General features: G+C 41.6%; 22 protein-coding genes. 7 read left to right on the top strand and 15 right to left on the bottom strand.

The window, feature by feature from the left end; genetic code table 11:
• Positions 1-85: 85 nt before the first annotated feature.
• On the top strand, positions 86-349 hold the full coding sequence (locus NJ959_RS10410) for a DUF3146 family protein (RefSeq protein ID WP_254011680.1): 264 nt from the start codon (positions 86-88) through the stop codon (positions 347-349).
• A gap of 71 nt (positions 350-420) precedes the next feature.
• On the opposite strand, the gene NJ959_RS10405 is transcribed toward NJ959_RS10410, so the two are convergent.
• The 6 genes from NJ959_RS10405 to NJ959_RS10380 all read right to left on the bottom strand — a co-directional run bounded on the left by NJ959_RS10405 (position 421) and on the right by NJ959_RS10380 (position 6,296).
• On the bottom strand, positions 421-819 hold the full coding sequence (locus tag NJ959_RS10405) for a pre-16S rRNA-processing nuclease YqgF (RefSeq protein ID WP_254011683.1): 399 nt from the start codon (positions 817-819) through the stop codon (positions 421-423).
• A 15-nt stretch (positions 820-834) separates the two neighbouring features.
• The gene (locus NJ959_RS10400; protein WP_254011679.1) at positions 835-2,430 is read right to left on the bottom strand and encodes a DUF3084 family protein; all 1,596 of its coding nucleotides are present in this window, start codon (positions 2,428-2,430) and stop codon (positions 835-837) included.
• A gap of 258 nt (positions 2,431-2,688) precedes the next feature.
• Entirely contained in the window at positions 2,689-4,548 is a 1,860-nt protein-coding gene (locus NJ959_RS10395) for an iron uptake porin (protein ID WP_444881954.1), read from the bottom strand.
• Between the two features lie 39 nt (positions 4,549-4,587).
• Positions 4,588-5,271 carry a biuret amidohydrolase gene (biuH, locus tag NJ959_RS10390; protein ID WP_254011677.1) on the bottom strand — a complete coding sequence of 228 codons (684 nt, stop codon included), beginning with the start codon at positions 5,269-5,271 and terminating at the stop codon, positions 4,588-4,590.
• A 121-nt stretch (positions 5,272-5,392) separates the two neighbouring features.
• The gene (locus NJ959_RS10385) at positions 5,393-5,785 is read right to left on the bottom strand and encodes an allophanate hydrolase-related protein (protein ID WP_254011676.1); all 393 of its coding nucleotides are present in this window, start codon (positions 5,783-5,785) and stop codon (positions 5,393-5,395) included.
• A gap of 142 nt (positions 5,786-5,927) precedes the next feature.
• Positions 5,928-6,296, bottom strand: a complete 369-nt coding sequence (locus tag NJ959_RS10380; RefSeq protein WP_254011675.1) for a hypothetical protein — start codon at positions 6,294-6,296, stop codon at positions 5,928-5,930.
• A 13-nt stretch (positions 6,297-6,309) separates the two neighbouring features.
• On the opposite strand from NJ959_RS10380, the gene NJ959_RS10375 reads away from it, so the two are divergent.
• A complete protein-coding gene (locus NJ959_RS10375) occupies positions 6,310-6,660 on the top strand; it encodes a helix-turn-helix domain-containing protein (RefSeq protein WP_254011674.1) in 351 nt (116 codons plus the stop codon).
• Positions 6,661-6,677: 17 nt separating this feature from the next.
• Positions 6,678-6,929, top strand: coding sequence for a hypothetical protein (locus NJ959_RS10370; RefSeq protein ID WP_254011673.1), 252 nt, complete (start codon positions 6,678-6,680; stop codon positions 6,927-6,929).
• A gap of 127 nt (positions 6,930-7,056) precedes the next feature.
• On the opposite strand, the gene ntcA is transcribed toward NJ959_RS10370, so the two are convergent.
• A complete protein-coding gene (gene ntcA, locus NJ959_RS10365; protein WP_254011682.1) occupies positions 7,057-7,734 on the bottom strand; it encodes a global nitrogen regulator NtcA in 678 nt (225 codons plus the stop codon).
• A 424-nt stretch (positions 7,735-8,158) separates the two neighbouring features.
• Between ntcA and fabI the strand changes: the two genes are divergently transcribed.
• Complete coding sequence (gene fabI, locus NJ959_RS10360) at positions 8,159-8,935, top strand: enoyl-ACP reductase FabI (protein WP_254011672.1); 777 nt, start codon at positions 8,159-8,161, stop codon at positions 8,933-8,935.
• A 211-nt stretch (positions 8,936-9,146) separates the two neighbouring features.
• Positions 9,147-9,269 (top strand): hypothetical protein, encoded by a 123-nt coding sequence (locus NJ959_RS30135; protein ID WP_256529024.1) that lies wholly within the window; start codon positions 9,147-9,149, stop codon positions 9,267-9,269.
• 153 nt (positions 9,270-9,422) lie between these two features.
• Here the strand turns inward: NJ959_RS30135 and NJ959_RS10355 are convergent, their stop codons facing one another.
• Positions 9,423-10,637, bottom strand: a complete 1,215-nt coding sequence (locus NJ959_RS10355; protein ID WP_254011671.1) for a DUF790 family protein — start codon at positions 10,635-10,637, stop codon at positions 9,423-9,425.
• A 272-nt stretch (positions 10,638-10,909) separates the two neighbouring features.
• On the opposite strand from NJ959_RS10355, the gene NJ959_RS10350 reads away from it, so the two are divergent.
• The gene (locus tag NJ959_RS10350; protein WP_254011670.1) at positions 10,910-11,179 is read left to right on the top strand and encodes a prevent-host-death protein; all 270 of its coding nucleotides are present in this window, start codon (positions 10,910-10,912) and stop codon (positions 11,177-11,179) included.
• Here the strand turns inward: NJ959_RS10350 and NJ959_RS10345 are convergent.
• From NJ959_RS10345 to NJ959_RS10315, 7 genes are all read right to left on the bottom strand, one after another.
• Positions 11,168-11,566: a helix-turn-helix domain-containing protein gene (locus tag NJ959_RS10345; RefSeq protein ID WP_254011669.1), complete on the bottom strand. Its 399-nt coding sequence runs from the start codon at positions 11,564-11,566 to the stop codon at positions 11,168-11,170. The two genes, NJ959_RS10350 and NJ959_RS10345, sit on opposite strands and share 12 nt — an antisense overlap.
• An 18-nt stretch (positions 11,567-11,584) precedes the next feature.
• Complete coding sequence (locus NJ959_RS10340) at positions 11,585-11,809, bottom strand: hypothetical protein (RefSeq protein WP_254011668.1); 225 nt, start codon at positions 11,807-11,809, stop codon at positions 11,585-11,587.
• Positions 11,810-11,971: 162 nt separating this feature from the next.
• The gene (ligA, locus tag NJ959_RS10335) at positions 11,972-14,044 is read right to left on the bottom strand and encodes an NAD-dependent DNA ligase LigA (protein ID WP_254011667.1); all 2,073 of its coding nucleotides are present in this window, start codon (positions 14,042-14,044) and stop codon (positions 11,972-11,974) included.
• Between the two features lie 98 nt (positions 14,045-14,142).
• Positions 14,143-15,555, bottom strand: a complete 1,413-nt coding sequence (locus NJ959_RS10330) for an RNA-guided endonuclease InsQ/TnpB family protein (protein WP_254011666.1) — start codon at positions 15,553-15,555, stop codon at positions 14,143-14,145.
• A 438-nt stretch (positions 15,556-15,993) separates the two neighbouring features.
• On the bottom strand, positions 15,994-17,553 hold the full coding sequence (gene kaiC, locus NJ959_RS10325) for a circadian clock protein KaiC (protein WP_254011665.1): 1,560 nt from the start codon (positions 17,551-17,553) through the stop codon (positions 15,994-15,996).
• A gap of 95 nt (positions 17,554-17,648) precedes the next feature.
• Positions 17,649-17,969, bottom strand: a complete 321-nt coding sequence (gene kaiB, locus NJ959_RS10320) for a circadian clock protein KaiB (RefSeq protein WP_254011664.1) — start codon at positions 17,967-17,969, stop codon at positions 17,649-17,651.
• Positions 17,970-18,065: 96 nt separating this feature from the next.
• Positions 18,066-19,076, bottom strand: coding sequence for a circadian clock protein KaiA (locus NJ959_RS10315; protein WP_309242594.1), 1,011 nt, complete (start codon positions 19,074-19,076; stop codon positions 18,066-18,068).
• Positions 19,077-19,299: 223 nt separating this feature from the next.
• Here NJ959_RS10315 and NJ959_RS10310 point away from each other — a divergent pair.
• The coding region (locus tag NJ959_RS10310) for a CBS domain-containing protein (RefSeq protein ID WP_254011663.1) at positions 19,300-19,669 on the top strand (370 nt) is incomplete at its 3' end.

Here is a 19,669-nt window from a genome sequence, read left to right as displayed (position 1 = left end):
GCTCCCTGCTCCCTGCTACTTCCTCCCTCTTCTCTCTTCTTGGATTAATAATTATTTATTATCAACCTAGTCAATTGTTTTAATCGTGAGTTCTAATAATCTGCCAGAAACTACTGCCTACGTGCGGATTACACGGCACTCTTGGCAACAGGGCAAAATTGAAGGTGAAGTCCATGCAGCAGAGTATGAGTGGCGGTTTCAATGGTGTTTCCGCAAGGGTGAATTGTCTGTCAAACCTTCTCTAGGGCGTGCTTTGATTCAGGAACCACTGGGTCGATTTTTAGAAAGGTGCGATTATCAACTGGAACCTGGAGGAGACTATGATTTCACAATTAGGGCAGAACTTTAAGCGTTTTGAATTGCTAATTGCTAATTGCTAATTGCTAATTGCTAATTCTTCTATTCCCCACTCCCCACTCCCTATTCGCTATTCCCCAAATAACGTTCGATTAATAAGATAGCGACAATATCATCAATGGGGCGAGGAGGTTGGCGCATTCCTTGGGGGATGAGGCGTTGCAATCCTTGGGGAGGATACATTTGCCAATAGCGATCGCGTGCTTCTAAAGTAGAATAGCGTTCATTTACCAAAATAATTGGTATTGATGGGGATAAGCCACCCTCGATTTTCTTTTTCCAGCTTTTGGCAGTAGTCTGATTCCCCATGACAAGGGTGTCAATGGGGAATTTTTGACATAAGCTTTGAAGTGTTGCGATCGCATTTTCTGACATCACAACTTGATGGTATAGGATTTCCTCTTCCTTTCCCATCACTGCCACACCACATTTATCCTTTCCCGGATCGAATCCTAATATCATTTTACTTTCAACCATTTAATTACTAAAAATAACCTGTCCATTTTTAATCGCTACTAACTTAATTTCTAACGGTCCGGCTGTATATGTTTCCTGACTAGCCACAGTTGTCACATCTAGGGGTTGATTAGACTTTTTTACCTGCTCAATGAAACGGATAAGAGGAGTTGCGTTACCATCTCCTATTTGGATTTTACCTAAAATACCAGCACGACGGGCGCGAAACTGAGAAACTGTCAGTAACTGATCCAGTCGCTGTTGGATTTCGGCATCAGTCATGGTTGAGGCATCGATTGCAACAGAAGAAAGGACATCACCCGATTTAAAAACCACTTGATTGGGAACTGCATCAGCAAAGACTTGTATTTGTTTTTCCCCCATTACATAGTTCCCCGCAGAGAGGAGCCTCACAACATAGTCTTGACCATCCTTAATTTGATTGATAAACTGATTAGCTTGGTTTTCAGTAATTTGCACTAATGGCTCATCGGGATCGCTATTACTAGGTCGAATAATATTAATCGCGGTGCGATTTGCCTCCCGCAATAATTGATCCAATGCCGCAGAAGCGACTTTTGGCTCGACAACGCGAACTACTCTAAAAGATAGCACTTGACCGCGCAGAAGAGCAACGCTACCCTGGCGGAGATCTTGATAATCCTGGTAGTATTGTTCGAGGACATCTACTTGCTGTTGTAAAAAAGCAAATTGTTTTTCTAATTCTTGGCGTTGTTGGTCTCTTTCGGCAATTTGAGTTTCTTTTTGTGCCAGTTGTACTTCAATTTCTTGGAGGCGATTTTCTCGTTGTGCGATCGCATCTTTTAGAACGATCTCCTGTTCTTGTATTTTGGCAATAACTAGATCTTTATCCTGAATTAGTTGATTCTGCTCTTGGATTAGTCTTTGGCGTTCCCCTAAAAGTGACTGAATTTCTGTTTTGAGGAAAGTTTCCCGTTTACTAATGTCGGCGATGACTCGATCTTTTTCTTGAAGTGCTTTGTCTTTTTCTTGAAGTGCTTGAGCTTTTTCTTGAAGTGCTTTGTCTTTTTCCTGAAGGATTTGGGCTTTCTCCTGAAGTGCTTGGGCTTTCTCCTGAAGTGCTTGAGTTTTTTCCTTACTTAGTTTATTTTTTTCCCCAATTAACTTCTGTCTTTCTCCTAAAAGGGCTTGAATTTCTTTGCGCAGTATGCTAGCTTGATTGGACACTTTTTTAAGTTGAGTTTGTGCCTGCTGGAAACTGCGATTTGTTTGATTCAGACGCTGCTCAACTTGGGCTTGTTGAGATCTAGCAGTGGCTAACTCCTTCTCTCCCTGAGTTTTCTGCTGGTTAACCATTTCAATCTCGCCGCGCGCTTGTCTGAGTTTTTTGAGAATATCATCCAGTTTAAATACCCCATCTCGAAGTGACTCGCTTAAGCCAAACAAAATTCCCAGCGTCGATGCAGAAATCAGGCTCCCGGTGATAATAGTTACGACTGTGGCTGTGTTGCGGGGGCGAAGCTTAAATAAACTCAGCCGCGCCTTCCCCACACGAGTACCAATGCGATCCCCCAAGGTGGCGAGTACTCCCCCCATCACTAAAACTGCCACAATCAGGATGTAAGCGCTAGTCATTACCTATCCTAAGTCTATCCAGATACTATTAGTAATAGGATAGTGTTTTCCTGGTGGTTTCTGGTAATTAATTGGCGTTAAGCAGATAGGCACAATTAAAGCTAACACTGGCAAGGGGTTAGAAGTCGAAAAACCTAACCCCCCAGCCCCCTTCCCTTGAAGGGAAGGGGGAGGATGAAATCTGACTCCCCTCTCCTTTCAGGGCAGGGGTTGGGGCAGGGGTAAAACTGGTAATTGAGAATGGTGCAAGTTATCAGTTTAGAAACTAAATTGAGCGCGTAGGTTCCCCACATAAATTGTGGGATTGCTATCAAAGTTATTGGGATTACCGATTAAGTAAAAGGCGGGAACGATCGCAATATTATTGGTGAGGGGGTAGTAATATGTGGCTTCAACTTCATATTGCGTGCCACCATCGCCACCACCAGCTACCAGAAATTTACGACCTTTTAAGATATCAAAAGGGACTAAAAATGATACGGTAGCTAATGCCCCTTCTTTACCCAAGTCACGAAAGCCTAATCCAAACTGAATAGATTGGGAGTTAATATTACCTCCGGATATACCAGGTGTGGATGGATCGATATCTGTCGTGGCATAACCATAACGCCCAAAAATACCAATTTTAGAAGAAATTAACCAATCAAAATTAACTCCAAAAGCATTAACATCAGCAGGCTTAATTCGACCGCCAAAACCATCATCTGCTACTCCATAAATCGGTTCTCCACTAACTACGCCGCCATTGTTATCGAGAGTGATATGAGAGTAGCTAAGTCTGATATTTGCTCTTGGGGTTGGTTTGTAAGTTAATTCAGCAGTAATAACGTTAGTGCCGCTAAATAAACCTTTGCTTGGGTTAGATGAAGTATTAAAGCCAAAAGCAGAAGGTAAAAATTCATTATTTTCACCCAGATAGCCCATATTTAGTTGAAGCTTTTCACCAAGATTGACTAAGGCAACTACCCCAGAACCTCGATCGATTGGATCGTAAACGGTAGTGCCATTGGAATTAAAACTACTCCCACCTGTTAAGAAGAAAGTAAAGGAATTGTCATCAAAGAAACGATGCCAATTCACACGGGGACCAACAACTAATTTAACGCGATCGCCCACAGGAAATTGGTAGAATAAATCCCGGATAACTACTTCAGTGGCTCCATTATTCGGTCCAGCAGTTTGATCTAGAAATGGAGTACCAAAGCTATTAAAAAGTCCGGCTGAAGCAAACTGATTGGCTGGAGATAAACCATTTCCCGCTGCTAACTGAGTTACCAATAAATCTTTACCTGTGAAGGAGGTATTTAAAGTCAAAAAAGTCAGAGTACTCATGGTAATATTCGGGTTATCTGCCTTTTGTACCAGTGGTTTACCATCTGTACCTCTTCCAGCAAATCTGACATCAGGAGAGGCGGCACTAATTGCCTCGACTCTGACATCATCGTTAGCACTAGCGCTAGTGATATTCATCCACACTAAACCACTCAGCTTAGTTGTGGTGGAAAACTGACGATCTTCCAGAAAAGCAACACGCCCTTCTAGCTTATCTACTTGGGAACCTAAACTGGCTAATTCTGTTTTAAATTCATCGATTAGTCGTTGCAATGTTGATAAATCTGGGCTAGATACTGTTCCTTTATCACCTGTTTGAATAATCCGCTCAATTTGTTGCAAACAGGAGTTTAAACCAGCAGCAAATTCATAACGAGTCATTGCCCGATTGCCGCGATAATTGCCATCTGGATAGCCTGCAATACAGCCGTAGCGTTCAACTAGGGATCGCAATGCTTCAAATGCCCAATCTCCAGGTGAAACATCCCTTAATTGTGTCACATTTGTGACTTGTGAAATAGACTGATTGGAATCTATTTCTCCTCCAGTAGAAGAGAGATCTGCTACTGAGGTAAGATTATCCAATATTGGCAAATTAGGAGAAGATTCAACATGATTTTCTGGCAATGTTGTTGAAGTAGTTATCTCTTCTGTAGATTGAGCCTCAGTAATACTAGAAGCGTATGCTGGAAGGGTATTTACTACTCCATTAGAAACTAATAAAGACATCAAGAAAGTTACTGGCGTAGTAGCCCAAACCTGCCATCTAATTGCATCGTTCATCATCATTCCTCACACCTGGTTAAAAGTAATACATTTTGACTTCTATCCTTGGATAGCTTGAATAAATGCTGCTGAATCAGCAACAGTACCAAACACACCACCTTGCATTTTGATCATTTTGATTGCAGCCAGATAGTTACCGTAATCAGTTGCAGCAGTACAATCAGATAGGAGCAAACATTCATAACCTCGATCATTTGCATCTCGCATTGTGGTATGAACACAAACATCAGTAGTCACACCAGTGAGGATAATATTTTGAATACCTTTACGTTGCAAGATTAAGTCTAAATCCGTAGCATAGAATGACCCTTTTCCTGGCTTATCAATAATAGTTTCTCCGGGAATAGGTGCTAATTCCGGAATAATTTCCCAACCAGGTTCACCTCGTACTAAAATCTTACCACAAGGACCAGGATCGCCAATACCTGCACCAATTTGACGGGATCTCCATTGCTTATTTTCTGGTAAATCAGATAAATCTGGTCGATGCCCTTCACGAGTGTGAATCACATGAAATCCTTCCTCTCGCGAGACTGTTAAAACTTGACGAATTGGCTTAATTGGAGCGCGAGTTAAAGATAAATCGTAACCCATTTTATCAACATAACCACCAATGCCACAGAAATCAGTTTGCATATCAATAATCAGCAACACCGTATTTTCTGGACGCAAATCGCCATTATAAGGATAAGGATAAGGTTCAGCATCAACAAAACGTCCCATATTTAACCTCCATAAATATATATATCCCAACAGATTACTCGCTGTCTCCTAGAAGACAATTCATCTTCTTCTTCGTGTCTTAGTGTCTTCGTGTTTCCCTACAAACCTATTCTACCAACACTCATGAATCACCCCTTACCTCTTGATAGCCACGCCAACCACCATATTGAGTAATTTCTTCCTGATTTTCACAAGAAATTGGTTCTCCTAAAACTCCTAAAACTATTTCACCATCAATCAGGTAAACTTTGCCAATACATAATCCCGGAGGCTCTTGCAATAAAATTGTGCCCAGACTCGCAACAGGAACCCGCCAAACTTCAACTGCGATCGCATTTCCCCCTTCTCTAACTCGAATCATTGCCGGATAGCGGTCATTAATTGACCAAAGTCGATAAGCAGATTCTGTTTTTGTTTCTCGCACAAATGTTGCTCCAACTGATAATAAATTCCCATTTAATTCCAATCCTCGCATCAAGGTTCCATTTACAGCTAAATCTAAAGTTTCTGCCATTTGTTATATCAATTCAGGTGATGTTGCTCTTGTTTGTAGTAGGCACTTTAGTGCCTAAGAGTATTGTACTTACAAGCACTAAAGTGCTTACTACGAACCATTAATTACTTGGAAAAAATCTCTTCCCCATTCCGTACAAAAACTAATTACTAGATCCTAAAGCCCCAGGCGCTCCACCAAATAGTAGGGAAGCATAGAGACATTGCATTGGTTCCCACCGGGCAAAAATAACTAGTGCAACAGCCATTAATCCCTGCCCACTCGATATACTTTCATTCCAAACACCGGGATAATATAGAGATAGAGAAGTTAACATTAGGGGATCTGCCATACTGTTAGCAGCTTCTGCTTCTGCCCCATCCTGCTCGATCATACTCCGCATTGCTTCTTGGACTTCTGTGGTTTCCGGCACACTGGCTTGTTCGACAATTTTCACACCAGGGATTTTCGCAATACCTGCTGCCCCTTCTGCATGGGCTTGATTGTAGCCATAGTCATCTTTAGCACCCACGTAGATAAAGCCGATGACAAGTGGTTTGCCTCCTGTGGCTTCTCCAGAAGAAGCACTAGCGATTGTGGAGAGAACATTAAGAGAAGAACATTTAAACAAGCTGCAAGTTATGGTATTTCGCCAAGCTTGGGAAGAACAATCTTATTATGCGATCGCAAAAACCTCTGGTTATGAGGTAGGTTATGTGAAACAGACTGGTTCCCATCTATGGCAATTACTTTCCCAAGCCTTCGGCGAAAAGGTAACTAAAAGTAATCTTCATTTAGTCTTAAAGCGAAAAGCCAAAGAGTTAGATAATAAGTCATCGGCAATCAGAATAAGTAATAATTCATCACCCATTGATGAATTCCAATGTATTGGTTAGCAATTGATCGGGAACCTATGACATTTTCCGAGTTGCGAGCAGATTTTGTCCGACAGGTATCTCTCGCTGATTTACTGGAGGCTTTAACCTCTTTAGAAAGGCGATTTCTCCTAGAAAAGGTGACATCTACACTAAGGGGAAAAAACTTAACTCTATTTACCCTCAAACCTGTGATTATGGACTACATTACTGACAGATTGCTGAAACGAGTTTGTTGGAAAATTACGCATAAAATGACTTGTCGCTGGCGAGTTTCTGTTTTATCTTAGTCCATATTTTATCTGACAAACAAATACAAACTCTACCCATATTTCGTTATAGATCCGATAAATTCCCATAAATAAATTAAGGGAATGAGCAAATACCAATAACCAACAACCAAAGACAAATAACAAATTAGGTAAACTGCTGACTCAAAACCACCGGGTTGTGAACAGTAATTTTTTTCTTGTGAATTGAGATCATTTTGTCAGTACGCAAGTCCCCTAGTAAACGGGTGACAGTGACGCGGGTTGAGCCGATGGCTTCTGCGATCGCCTGATGGGAAAGCTTCAGATCGATCGTGATACCATCAGTAGTGGGTACGCCAAAGTCTCGGCACAGAATCAGTAAAAAACTGACTAAGCGCGATCCCATATCCCGGTGCGCTAATGTCTCAATCATCATTTCCGTTTGCAATATCCGAGATGAAAGCCCCCGCAACATCAACATTGATAGCTCTGAATCTTCCTTCAATGCTTGCTCAACGTGGTCAATTGGCGCGGAGAGGAGTTCCACACCTGTAAAAGCAACCGCGTGGTAAAACCGATCCGAGCGGTTTCCTGTAATCAAGGAGAGGACACCAAAAACACTATTTTCTCGTAACAGCGCTACAGTGATTTCTTCCCCCGCCTCGTAAACTCTAGAGAGTTTTACAGCACCTTTGAGCAAAAAGTAGACCCTTTCTGCGGGATCTCCAGGGAAAAAAATCGTTTTACCCCGCTCAAAATTTTCAACTACCGGAGGAAACGAGCCTCCGCTCATTTGCCGGAATACTGCTGCTAGTGGTCTATTTTGCGTTAGAACCCTATCCATTGCTTTTTCGCCAAAGGCTTGTTGAGTTGGTGTCATTAAATTGCCGATCAACCTTGGTATCACTACCTGAGTCTGGTAAACTAGAGTTTTTATTCACCCATCCCTTGCGATATTCCTGTTAGGAATTAGCGGTGAGTTGTTTACGAACCTACCTAATACCAAATTCGTGACTGTATTATTGAATACTTAATATAAGTCTCAGATGTTTTTTTGTATAATCTGATACATAATTGATTGAAGGGCTAATTTTGTCCTGAGTCCAGCGACATTCTTATCATATATGCTTTATAGGCATATAAACCATCCTCAAACGGAATAAACTCAAAGGCTTCCATTCCTTTCCGAATACCACTCAGAGACTAGCGGTAACTATAAGCTGGTATTGTAAGCGAAGTATCAATAGGCTAGTTGACGATAGGATATCATGCTGAATTTGACAGGAAAAAAGGCTCTGGTCACTGGGATTGCCAACAATCGCTCCATTGCCTGGGGGATTGCCCAACAACTCCACCAAGCTGGTGCTTCTTTGGGCATCACCTATCTGCCAGATGACAAAGGGCGTTTCGAGAAGAAAGTACGAGAATTGGTGGAACCCCTCCAACCTAGTATATTTTTGCCCTGTAATGTCCAAGACGATGAGCAAATTGATGCTGCTTTCGAGGCGATCGCATCTCAGTGGGATAAACTCGATATCCTGATTCATTGCCTTGCTTTTGCCAATAAGGAGGATTTGTCAGGCGAGTTTAGCGCAACTACCCGGCAAGGCTTTAACACGGCGTTGGAAGTTAGCAGCTACTCTCTCAATCGACTCGCAGCAGCAGCTAAACCCTTGATGAAGGAAGGGGGGAGTATTGTCACTCTCAGTTATCTGGGGGGTGTGAAAGTAATCCCCAATTACAATGTCATGGGCATTGCTAAGGCAGCATTGGAAATGAGTGTCCGTTATCTGGCAGCAGAATTGGGACCGCAAAATATTCGAGTGAATGCTATATCCGCAGGTCCAATCCGTACTTTAGCATCTTCAGCGGTTGGCGGGATTCTGGATATGATTCACCATGTCGAACAAGTAGCCCCCCTCCGGCGCACGGTGACTCAGCTAGAAGTGGGGAATACAGCCGCATTCTTGTGCAGCGATTTAGCCAGTGGTATTACAGGTCAAGTTTTGTATGTCGATGCTGGTTATGAAATTATGGGCATGTGATTTGCTAAATGGGGAATAGGGGAAGAGAGTTTTGAGTTTTGAGTTTTAATTGAAAATTTAGAACTCATAACTCATAACTTTTAGAAGTATACAAGAGTAATTCCTAACAATATTAGAATAAATTCATATCTTAAATCAGTTAATTTTATCCACGAGAATCTCTCGTGTTAAACAAATTTCAAAAAGCTCTTGAAACGAAAATACTTCCTGAGTGGCAGGATTAATCGGCTCTAAAACTATCCTCAATGCCTCGACATCATCGGCACTCAGCTTGTCACGTCTGCCTTTTTCTACATCATTAAATCGCGGTGGGTTAAACCAAGCCTTAGCTTAATGGATTAGACAAGAGTGCAAAAAATTTAATTATGCCAAGTCTATCATTGAATACTTGCGAGGTATTTGGGCAAAAAGAAGAGACTATCTGAGAAACTTGCCAAACCAAGATGGTGCGGCGATAGCTTTAACTTAATTAAGCACAACAGCCTAATTACTCTAAAACCTCCAACACCGCTTTGGGCGAAATCTTATCCTTAAACCAAATAACTTTAGCCGGGAGATTATCTACTTTCACCCCTGCCTTTTCTAAATTTAATCGCTCTGAAATTGCTAAGATCAGATTGTCGCATTCCGCACGTCGCACCTGAGCAAATTTCTTTTGCAAATATTCAGGCCGCCAGTAACCAACGATTTCTAATAAATAATCCCTGCCGTCAGGATGGATGAGGCGAAAATCGGGAATCATCACGCTACCAGGAATAGGGATTAGGTTAACTTCTCGCTCTAGTATCCAGTCAGTTTTTAATGACTCCCAGCGCTTGGCAAAGGATTCCTCCAACATGCTATCGTAAGGTTTGCCAGGAGGATAGTGAGTAACTAAACCGCAATTGTCTTGGAGACTAAAACGCCCCGTTTGATAAGTTCCTGTGTAGGGATCTCGCATTTGTAAAGTGGCTTTGAGACTCCATTTGGTAACATGTAAGAGAGCAGGGATGAGTTTTGCGATCGCTAATCCATATCGAGTACTCGGTTTAAACAGACTTGTGGGACCATCCACAGTAATTGTAAAACCATGATCTGCGTCTCCTTCTATATACGTCATTAGCTGAAATAACTTTAAATAGCGAAATAATAGTTTATATTCTCCAGGGACATTTCGATGAGCATTGAGTGTCATCTCAGATGCTTTGTAGAAAATGCCCTGGACTTGAGATAAATTATAGCGATGTAGCAATACTTCTGGTGCCGGATCTTCAAATTGAGTGAGGATGCGATTTTCCGGTAAATCCGCATAAAGTCCGACTTTAATTTGAGCAGATAATACTTCTTGATTTAACTCCTGACTCAGGAGAGTGCTGAGAGTTTCTAGAGTTGTTTCAGTAGTGGCGTGACAGGGAATGGATTTCGCAGCTAGGGCAAAAACTCGGTGTCGTAATTCTTTTGGTTCCAGAGGGCTTACTATTTCAAAGGTAGAGAAACTGCTTTTGAGAATATGGGCTAAACCCCGTTTCAGGCGGTAATCGGGACTATCGCCTTCCAAATCTGACAATTTGCGATCGAGTTCCCCTTGGGTTTTGCCTACAGACTCTTGGAAAGAGGCGATTAACTGAATTGCGATCGCGGACATTCTCTCATTTATTGGTAACCGCTTGGGGATAATCTCTTCACCGTTTTGGCGGTTTATTAGTAATTCTGTTGGTAGCATTTTGAAAAGTGGGTAATGAAACAGCGGATGCCGTATCGGGCGGTGGGTAATGAAACAGCGGATGCCGTAAAGGAAGAATGGAAATGCGTGAGTAAATTATGTGAGGTATAGCAGTACGATCTCCTTGCTTTACTTGCGAGAGCGATTGCAGATCTTGTAGTGCGATCGCAATTCCTGTCAAGTAGCATTCCTAACAATACTCCCAAAACACATCCCAGATATTAAATTACGAATCCCCACCAACCAATGACATTAAACTAAAAGCAAACCCAATGAACTGGAAAATTGAACAAGCCCAGCAAAAATTCCCTGAAGTAATTAGTGCCGCTATCATCAAACCGCAACTAATTTACAACCAAAATCAACTTGTAGCCGCCGTTGTCGAAGCCAAAACTTTTCAGGAATTCCTAGCTTGGCAAAAACAATATCGCCAAGATTCCCTAGCAGATGCCTTTGCCCAATTGCGTCAGCTTTGTGCTGAGGAAAACTATACCATTGAAATTCCGACTCCGCCAACTTTAGCAAGTAAGTTAAATAAATAACCTAGGATCGACATGAAAAAACTCTCCTAAAATCATAGCTTCTGCAAGACTTATTTCTCGCCTTCCCTGAAAAATTTCCGCAGTAACTGCACTTGAACCAATAATCTCAATTAAATCAGCATCCTCCAAACCTCGCGCTTCCATTAAATGGAGGAGCATTGAGTGTGGAGTTGAATTACCCATGGGATATTGCTCATCTTCATACTTTTCGATCAGAGCAATTAATAGTTTAAACAAAGCCGATTCTTCCGCTGTTCGATTCTGTCGATGTGCTAATTCTTCAGCTAGGGCTATTGCTCGTTCATTTTCTTCCTCAGTCTCAATCGCTTTAGGTTGATACTGAGTCAGTAACTTGGCGTAAGTTTCTGGATTAAAAGTAAAGGTCATTTTTCCAACATATAGCGATTACCATTCATCCCGTAAACTCCTCTGAATAGCTACCGCATCTCCCTGCCAAGTTAATCGCCCTACTAAATCAGAAAAATTATACCTGGGATGTTGCTTCACCTCCGATGAAACCGGATTCAAAACAACTACAATATTTACCAATCCAGCCGCTAACTGTGTCGGGATATTAAGACTGAGATATCCAGATTCATCAATCGTCGTCGTCAGTTTTAGAACTTCCATTGCCAAAGAAATCAGTATACCTTATTTTATTGTAGATCCGATTGGGGCTGATATCCACTCAAGAAACCAGGTTTCTTTGAGAAACCTGGTTTCTCTGTACCTCACATACCTGAAAATTGCTATATTTAGGCGATAAGGCGATAAATCGCCTACTACAAACTCTTAACCAATCAATGCCAATAATTCATCTTCACTCAGTTGCTGAATACCTAATGATTGGCCTTTAGCTAACTTAGATCCCGCATCTTCCCCAACTACTAAATAATCAGTTTTTGCACTAACAGAGTTGCTCACTTTTCCACCAGCATTTTGAATTAATTCCTTGGCATCATCGCGCTTTAGTGTTGGCAATGTACCTGTAATTACAAAAGTTTTCCCACTTAAGGGTTGATTAACAGATTCAGTCTTTGTTTTAACTTCCCCTGCTAGTTGTAAACCCGCTTCTCGCAGTCGTTGAATTAGGGATTGATTGCCCTCAACCTGGAACCAATCCCAAACTGATTGGGCAATTTCTGGCCCAATACCGTAAATACCTTCAATTTCTGTAATTTTGGCGCTACTTAACCGTTCAACTGTGGTAAAATGTTGAGTTAGGGTTTGAGCATTTACGCTACCAACGTGACGAATTCCTAAACCGTAGAGTACTCGCCACCAAGGTTGATTTTGGGATAATGCGATCGCAGTTACTATTTTATCTGCTGATTTTTTTCCCATCCGCTCTAGTGATGTCAGTTTTTCAGTGGTTAAAATATAAAGATCTGCAACTGATTTAACTAAATTTCGCTCTACAAGTTGTTCAATTAACTTTTCTCCCAAACCATTAATATCAAGGGCATCGCGATTAGCCCAGTGAATTAATGAACCTTTGAGAATAGCAGGGCATGAGGAATTAATACAACGAGTTACTGCTTCCCCTACTTCTCTTTTTACTGGAGAAGTACAGACGGGGCAATGACTTGGCATTTGAAAAGATTGAGCATTAGCAGGGCGAAGTTGGGGTAAAACTCGCACGACTTCGGGGATAATTTCACCTGCTTTTCGGACAATTACAGTATCACCAATATGGAGATCTAATTCACGAATGCGATCGCTATTATGGAGAGTAGCCCTTGATACCGTTGTTCCTGCTAATGAGACTGGTTTTAATTCGGCAACTGGGGTTAATGCGCCTGTGCGCCCCACTTGCACTGTAATATCTAAAATAGTAGTGGGTGCTTCTTCTGCGGGATATTTCAGGGCAATTGCCCAACGAGGAAATTTCTGCGTAAATCCTAATTCTTCTTGTAATTTGATGGAATTTAGTTTAACTACTACTCCATCTGTCATATAGGGCAAACTTCGCCGTTGTTTATCCCAATTATTATAATAATCTCGGACTGCTTCTAGAGAAGGGCAAACTTTTCGATTGGGATTAACTCGGAATCCCAAATTTTGCAATAATTCTAATGATTCCCATTGAGAATGGGGAGTAGGTTTTTTGGAGTGGGGAGTGGTGATATCTGAATTTTGATTATTGAAATGTAAGGTATAGGCGAAGAAATCTAGACGGCGTTGGGCTACAAGTCTAGCATCTAGTTGCCGCAACGCTCCTGCTACTGCATTTCTGGGATTAGCTAATAGTTGCTCGCCTGCTTTTTCTCTTTCTCGATTAAGTTGTTCAAATACTTCTAATGGTAAAAATGCTTCACCGCGTACTTCTAGTATTGGTGGGGGATTATCTGTATTTAATCGCAAGGGAATTGAGCGAATTGTACGAACATTCTGAGTAATATCTTCACCAGCGATACCATCTCCTCGCGTTACTCCTCTTACTAAAATACCATTTTTATATGTTAATGCTAAGGCGGAACCATCTATCTTTAATTCACAAACATATTCGGTAGATAATGTTGAATTTTCTGGGATGTGGCGTTTCCATCTTTCTTGCCATTTAGCAAATTCCTCAATATTAAAGGCATTTTCTAAACTATAGAGGGGAATATTATGTTGTACTGAGGAAAATTGAGCTGCGGGTTTTTCACCTACGCGCTGAGTGGGGCTATCGGGAGTGACTAATTCTGGATATTGGGTTTCTAAGTCTTGCAATTCGCGATAAAGTTGGTCGTATACTGCATCCTCCATGGTGGGATTATCTAGGATGTAGTAGGCATAGCTAGCTTGTTGCAGGAGTTCCCGCAATTCTTGAACCCGCTGATTTATTTCTGGTTTCACGACTGCCTCATCCTCATCGCGCATTCGCTTCTATTATAGCGATAAGCTCATTGAAGAACCCCGCGCATGAATGCGGGGGATTCTGATCCTCATCGCTGAGAATCCACGCTCTCTAACAAATCTCACAATAATAATTGCTTAATTTCCAGAGGCTTCCCAGGCTCAACATACTGCTGTTGATGCTCCCTATCAGAACTAATCTTGATAGATTCCTTGGGCGTAAATTCCGGGATGACCTCCCGTATTTTTAATTCAATTCCTAATTCTTTCAGTCCCCGTTGTCTAATAACTACAGCCGCATCTATATCGGCATCTGCTATATTACCACAATCCTCACAAAGAAATTTTTCTTTGTCTCTATTTGTCGGACTAATATAACCACACGCAGAACACTCTTGAGATGTATGTTTGGGATTAATTTCATGAAAAAGATTGCCTAGCTTTGCAGCTATTACTTTGACTTTCTCTTTCAATGAACCCCAAGACGCATCCCAAATTGCTCTATTTAACCCCCTTTTTGCTAATTGTCCATTTTCTAAATACTTCCCTGTTGTCGAGTCAATTTTTGGGCGACAACGTTTCATCATCCCCTTAACATTTAAGTCTTCAAAGATGATACAGCACTTAGTTTCTGAGTTTAATTTGTGTGCTAGTTTCCACTGGAAATCCTGACGCTGTAACCCGACTTTATTTTCGAGTTTAGCCAGATATCTATAAGCCTTCCGGCGATTTTTAGAGCCTTTTACTTTTCGATTAGCCGCACGACTTCTAATATTTCTCCTTCGTTCTTGTTGGGCATAAAATCTCGGATTAGCTACAATTTCACCCGTGCTAATTGAGATAATTTTTTTAATACCTAAATCTACCCCAATCGCTGAAGTAACTTCAGATGGCGAGAGAATGTTGGGAACTAACGTATCTTCTAATCGGACTGAAACATACCAACCATCAGACTTACGCCGCACTGTAACAGTTTTAACTTTAAACCCGTCGGGAACTAAGCGAGATTGGTAGAATCGCATCCAACCAACCCCTGGCAATCTAACTTTATTTCCTTTAAATCTTACATCTCCTGGTGGATAACTAAAGGAATGATATTGTCCCCGACGTTTAGTTTTAGGAATAGCACTCAACCCCTGAAAAAATCTTTGAAATCCCTCATCAACTCGTCTTAACATTTGTTGTAAGACATGGTGTTGAATCCGCTTATACCAAGGACGTTCCCGTTTGAGATTAGGTAAATCAGCATCTTGTTGTGCCAAAGGACTTCGCTTTTTCCAAAAACCATTTTTATCTCTTGTCCAAGGATTTCCATAAAGAGCATTTTTAGAAACAGAACAACTTAGTGGACTGGATTCAGCGCGACTATAAATATCACAGTAATCACCCATCGCCGGAAACGTAACTTGTCGATAAGCGTCAAGTCTTTCTCGAATCCTAAAGTTATATTGAAGCCGTAACATTTCAACTTGCTCTTCCAGCTCTTTTTTTTGAGATGAAGAAGGGTCGAGTTTATAGACATAAGCTAATAGCATCAGACGTTTTTTTTTGATGATGAATATATTGTTTAACCAGAAGATGTAAGATCGGGATCGGGATCGGAATTAAATTTTTTATTGAAACCAATCAATATATAATATTTAGCCATCTATTGACATTAAGTTTTATTACTATTATTTATTGGTCTTGAATATTTGACGGCGACTCAAGTCGCCACCGCCTTATCCCCGTGGAAGACAGCCATTTGCTCTGCGGCTCGTTTTTCGGTCAACTAACAACCAACGGGGAGTGGGGAGTGGGGAGTAGGCTTCCGCCGTGAGCGTCAGCGGTTCGACAGCTCGACGGCTCGACGGCTCGACTGAGCGCTCGCCGAAGTCTGAGCGCTCGCCGAAGTCTGATCTCACCGAAGTCCGAACAGGAGTAGGGAGTGGGGAATGACTAATAACAAATAACCAATAACCAACAACAAACAACTATTCCTCAGACTTATCCCGCACCCCTTGAACAATTCGAGAAAGTTCATCTTTTTCATTAATCGTCACGCGACTAGGAGAACCACTAATAAGTCGTTCATAATTGCGGAAAGAATCTTTAATGTCTGCACCCGCATCACTAATCGTATATTCACGAATTCCCGTATCGTGCCAAGATCCTCGCATCTTAAACACGTTAATTGCCCGCGACATTTGACCGCGAATTTCTACATATTGCAGCATCAAAATCGTATCTGTAATCGTAGAAATATGGGAATCTGTAATTGAATTAGATCCCATAAATTGATCTGTGGTATTAGTGAAAAAACCAGTAATTTCTTCCTGTTTGGCGTATCCCGTTACCCCAATCACAAATTGACGGAAAGCGTTATTCGTCACTCCCCGCGCCAAAGCCGAAAGAGAATCAATCGCAATTCGAGATGGTTTAAATACCTCAATTTCTGATTGAATCATTTGGAGATGATCTTCCAATCCAGCAGATTCTGGATAGGAACAAAGAATTTTGAGGAATCCCTTCCTTTCCATCTCCTCAAAATCAATACCCCAGGATAACCCATTACGAGTAAGCTGTGCCCGTGATTCTTCGTAAGCAAAAAGAATAGCCCGATCCTCTTGCAAACAAGCATCTTGAATAAACTTGCTCACCAACAAAGTTTTGCCAGTACCCGTTGCACCCGTTGCCAGAATAATCGAATCTTTAAAAAATCCACCCCCGCACATAGCATCCAATGTTTTGATACCAGAAGATACCCGAACATTAGAAGATCTTTGGGTTAGCTGCATCGCTCCTAATGGGAAGATATTAAAGCCCTGATTTGTCAGTGTAAACGGATATTCTCCCTTCATGTGGGTAGTGCCCCGGAGTTTGAGAATTTCGATAGTGCGACGGCGGCGTTCCCCTTCTAAAACGTTCCGGATAATTACTACATTATCAGAGACAAACTCTTCAACACCAAACCTAGCAACTGGTCCATATTCTTCAATTCGCTCCGTCGTCATTACCGTCGTCACGCCAATTTGTTTCAGGCGGGCAACCAGGCGAAAAATCTCTCGCCTAACTACTGAAGCCGCATCGTATTGTTGAAATATAGCGGTAATGGAGTCAATAGAAACTCGCTTGGCTTTATATTTGCGAATGGCGTACTGAATCCGCTCAATTAGAGCAGATAGATCGAAATTCCCAACAATTTCTTGTCCCTCTGGATCGGGTGATGCGTCAAGAATAAACAGCTTACCTTCATTAATAAACTGTTGTAAATTCCACCCCAAACTGTATGAATTTTTGATGATATCATTGGGAGATTCTTCAAAGGTGACAAATACTCCAGGATCGTCAAAATAGGTAATTCCATTGTAGAGAAACTGCACCGCAAACAAGGTTTTGCCAGTACCAGAAGTTCCGCTGACTACAGTGGTTCTACCCACGGGCAAACCCCCATGGCTAATATCATCAAACCCTTCAATCATCGTCCGGATCTTCTGGACTCCCACCGTTGCTAATTCGTCTTGTTTTGGTTCAGTTGGGTTAACTTTACTCATTGTTGCGGTTTTTCAAAAACAAAATACTAAAAGACAGGAAACTTACGATCAGATCTCCCAAAGATATATCTTATGCGATAGCGACCCTAAATGAACTAAATATCTAAATCATCTTCCTCTTCGCGAAGCTCTTCATAGAGAAGATCCAAGCCGATTAAGACTTTTTCCCGATCTGAAAGATCTCCAATAATTTTCCGCACGGGAGGTGGCAATATTTTAGCTAGGGTGGGTGTGGCAAGAATCTTATCTTCCTCCGCTAGCTGGGGACTTTTAAGAACATCAATCACTTTGAGAGCGTAAACTCCTTGAAATTCCTGCTCTAAAATAGTTTTTAGAGTTTTCAATGCTGTAACGGAGTGGGGAGTGTTCCCAGCGACATAAAGCTTTAAAATATACGTTTTCTTCAGGGGACTCATAGGTTAGCCATTAATAGTGAGCAAGCTTATGCAAGTGAAATACAAGAGAAAATTGAAATCTAGATCGTACTAAATCTAATTTGCTACTAGTAGGTATTATAACTCTCTAGGAATAGAACGGCGATACATTTCGCCTAAATGAGCTATAACATCGATCAGGGTCAATCGATAGTCTAGCAGAATATCCTCACTTCGCCCTTCCAGTTTCAACTGCTTGGAAAACTCCTCCATTAATTCCATGTGGATTTCTACAATCCTAGACACGGAAATATCGGCAAAAAATGCGATATGAACGAAATTATCAATTTCTTGATTCAGGGTATCGCTTTGGGAAAAGTACTTTAAAACAATCTGTCGATAATCGAATTTTAATTTATCGAGGAGTTTGTGACGCTCCTTTTCGGTAAGGTAGCGGAAAAAAAGCTGGGGATTTCTCTTATAGTACACACCTAAGTATCCGAGTCGCTCTTTAAGTTTTTCAGATAATCGGCGCTGCTGCTCAGTCAAAAAACTCGGATTGGTGAGATTTCCTTCCCGATGGGTAGTGGTGGGAGGATTGGCTAAACTGCAAGTGGGAGAAAGGGAGAGAAATCTGGCAATTGCTTGGTCGATAAAACCACCAATCTCGGATAATTGGATGGTATCGAGTCGGACTTCTGCGGAATGAAACAGGTGATTCGTCTCCCCCAAAAAATCATCGTCCTCCTCTAGACTCTCTTCTGTAATATCCCTCTCGTTCCGATCGTGTTGGTTGGTTCTGATAACACTATAATTGATTTTCTTTCTTTCCTTGGGCAAAATGACAACAGGTAGGAGTGTTCCTTGTTCGTACAAGCGATTGATTACTGGTAGCAGAGAGGAACCCTCCTGCAATAATAAGCAATCAATATGATACTTATGTTGTTTGATTAACTCGAAAAATTCTGACTCTGAGCGAGTGATATGCAAAATATAGCGATCGCCCCCCAAAATCTGGCTCAAAGACTGAGCGAGGGAGTCAGAACGAACCAAGGTACAGATAGAGAGTTGGGAATGCAAAGCAATACGAGTGAAACCTTGAACAGACAACCGGACGGAACTAAAATCAGTTAAACGGGGGCACGACAAGACCCCACCTTAAAATATTGTTACATAATACCACACTAATCTGAGAAGAGATATGCTTAAAGACTTAACATTAAATTAAACAATCCGATAATTATAAGTAGATATACTCTTGGCCGCCATTAGAGAGTGATAATTGACTTGATGGGGTAGTTGTTGGGTGAGAGTCAGCCATTCTCCTGACTCTGTTGCTCCATTGGAAATTCAGCTTGAGGTATTGGAATAAATGGCAACTCCCAGTTTAAAAGAATGTGTCGAGCCAGTACCAGTATGTGCTATGACGACAAGTCTGGCTACAGTAATCGAGATTTTTCGCATATCAGGGTGTGATGCGATCGCGATTGTGGACGAAGCTCAACAACCGATGGGAGTTGTCAATCTACGACGGATTTTGCCCTACCTGATGTCTATGTCAAAACTGGGAATGTCAAAACTAGAGGTAGGAAGAGCAACAGAGGATTTCTCTCAACCTCTATCCCAACTCAATCCACCTGTAATTGAACCTATCGCAATCCTACCAGTATCCTTAACCCTGGACCAATTATGGATGTACTTAGATGGGGAAGCGGGAATGGGGAATGGGGAATGGGGAATGG

The sequence above is a fragment of the Limnofasciculus baicalensis BBK-W-15 genome (assembly GCF_024178385.1).
In the GTDB taxonomy this organism is placed as follows: Bacteria; Cyanobacteriota; Cyanobacteriia; order Cyanobacteriales; family Coleofasciculaceae; genus Limnofasciculus; species Limnofasciculus baicalensis.
This window is presented reverse-complemented; position numbering and strand designations above follow the sequence as displayed.

What these genes read in the sequence shown, in the direction of transcription:
- NJ959_RS10405 (WP_254011683.1), bottom strand. Translation starts at nt 819, where the DNA reads ATGATATTAGGATTCGATCCGGGAAAGGATAAATGTGGTGTGGCAGTG.
- NJ959_RS10400 (WP_254011679.1), bottom strand. Translation starts at nt 2,430, where the DNA reads ATGACTAGCGCTTACATCCTGATTGTGGCAGTTTTAGTGATGGGGGGA.
- NJ959_RS10395 (WP_444881954.1), bottom strand. Translation starts at nt 4,548, where the DNA reads ATGATGAACGATGCAATTAGATGGCAGGTTTGGGCTACTACGCCAGTA.
- biuH (WP_254011677.1), bottom strand. Translation starts at nt 5,271, where the DNA reads ATGGGACGTTTTGTTGATGCTGAACCTTATCCTTATCCTTATAATGGC.
- NJ959_RS10385 (WP_254011676.1), bottom strand. Translation starts at nt 5,785, where the DNA reads ATGGCAGAAACTTTAGATTTAGCTGTAAATGGAACCTTGATGCGAGGA.
- NJ959_RS10375 (WP_254011674.1), top strand. Translation starts at nt 6,310, where the DNA reads ATGACAAGTGGTTTGCCTCCTGTGGCTTCTCCAGAAGAAGCACTAGCG.
- NJ959_RS10370 (WP_254011673.1), top strand. Translation starts at nt 6,678, where the DNA reads ATGACATTTTCCGAGTTGCGAGCAGATTTTGTCCGACAGGTATCTCTC.
- ntcA (WP_254011682.1), bottom strand. Translation starts at nt 7,734, where the DNA reads ATGGATAGGGTTCTAACGCAAAATAGACCACTAGCAGCAGTATTCCGG.
- fabI (WP_254011672.1), top strand. Translation starts at nt 8,159, where the DNA reads ATGCTGAATTTGACAGGAAAAAAGGCTCTGGTCACTGGGATTGCCAAC.
- NJ959_RS10355 (WP_254011671.1), bottom strand. Translation starts at nt 10,637, where the DNA reads ATGCTACCAACAGAATTACTAATAAACCGCCAAAACGGTGAAGAGATT.
- NJ959_RS10350 (WP_254011670.1), top strand. Translation starts at nt 10,910, where the DNA reads ATGAACTGGAAAATTGAACAAGCCCAGCAAAAATTCCCTGAAGTAATT.
- NJ959_RS10345 (WP_254011669.1), bottom strand. Translation starts at nt 11,566, where the DNA reads ATGACCTTTACTTTTAATCCAGAAACTTACGCCAAGTTACTGACTCAG.
- NJ959_RS10340 (WP_254011668.1), bottom strand. Translation starts at nt 11,809, where the DNA reads ATGGAAGTTCTAAAACTGACGACGACGATTGATGAATCTGGATATCTC.
- ligA (WP_254011667.1), bottom strand. Translation starts at nt 14,044, where the DNA reads ATGCGCGATGAGGATGAGGCAGTCGTGAAACCAGAAATAAATCAGCGG.
- NJ959_RS10330 (WP_254011666.1), bottom strand. Translation starts at nt 15,555, where the DNA reads ATGCTATTAGCTTATGTCTATAAACTCGACCCTTCTTCATCTCAAAAA.
- kaiC (WP_254011665.1), bottom strand. Translation starts at nt 17,553, where the DNA reads ATGAGTAAAGTTAACCCAACTGAACCAAAACAAGACGAATTAGCAACG.
- kaiB (WP_254011664.1), bottom strand. Translation starts at nt 17,969, where the DNA reads ATGAGTCCCCTGAAGAAAACGTATATTTTAAAGCTTTATGTCGCTGGG.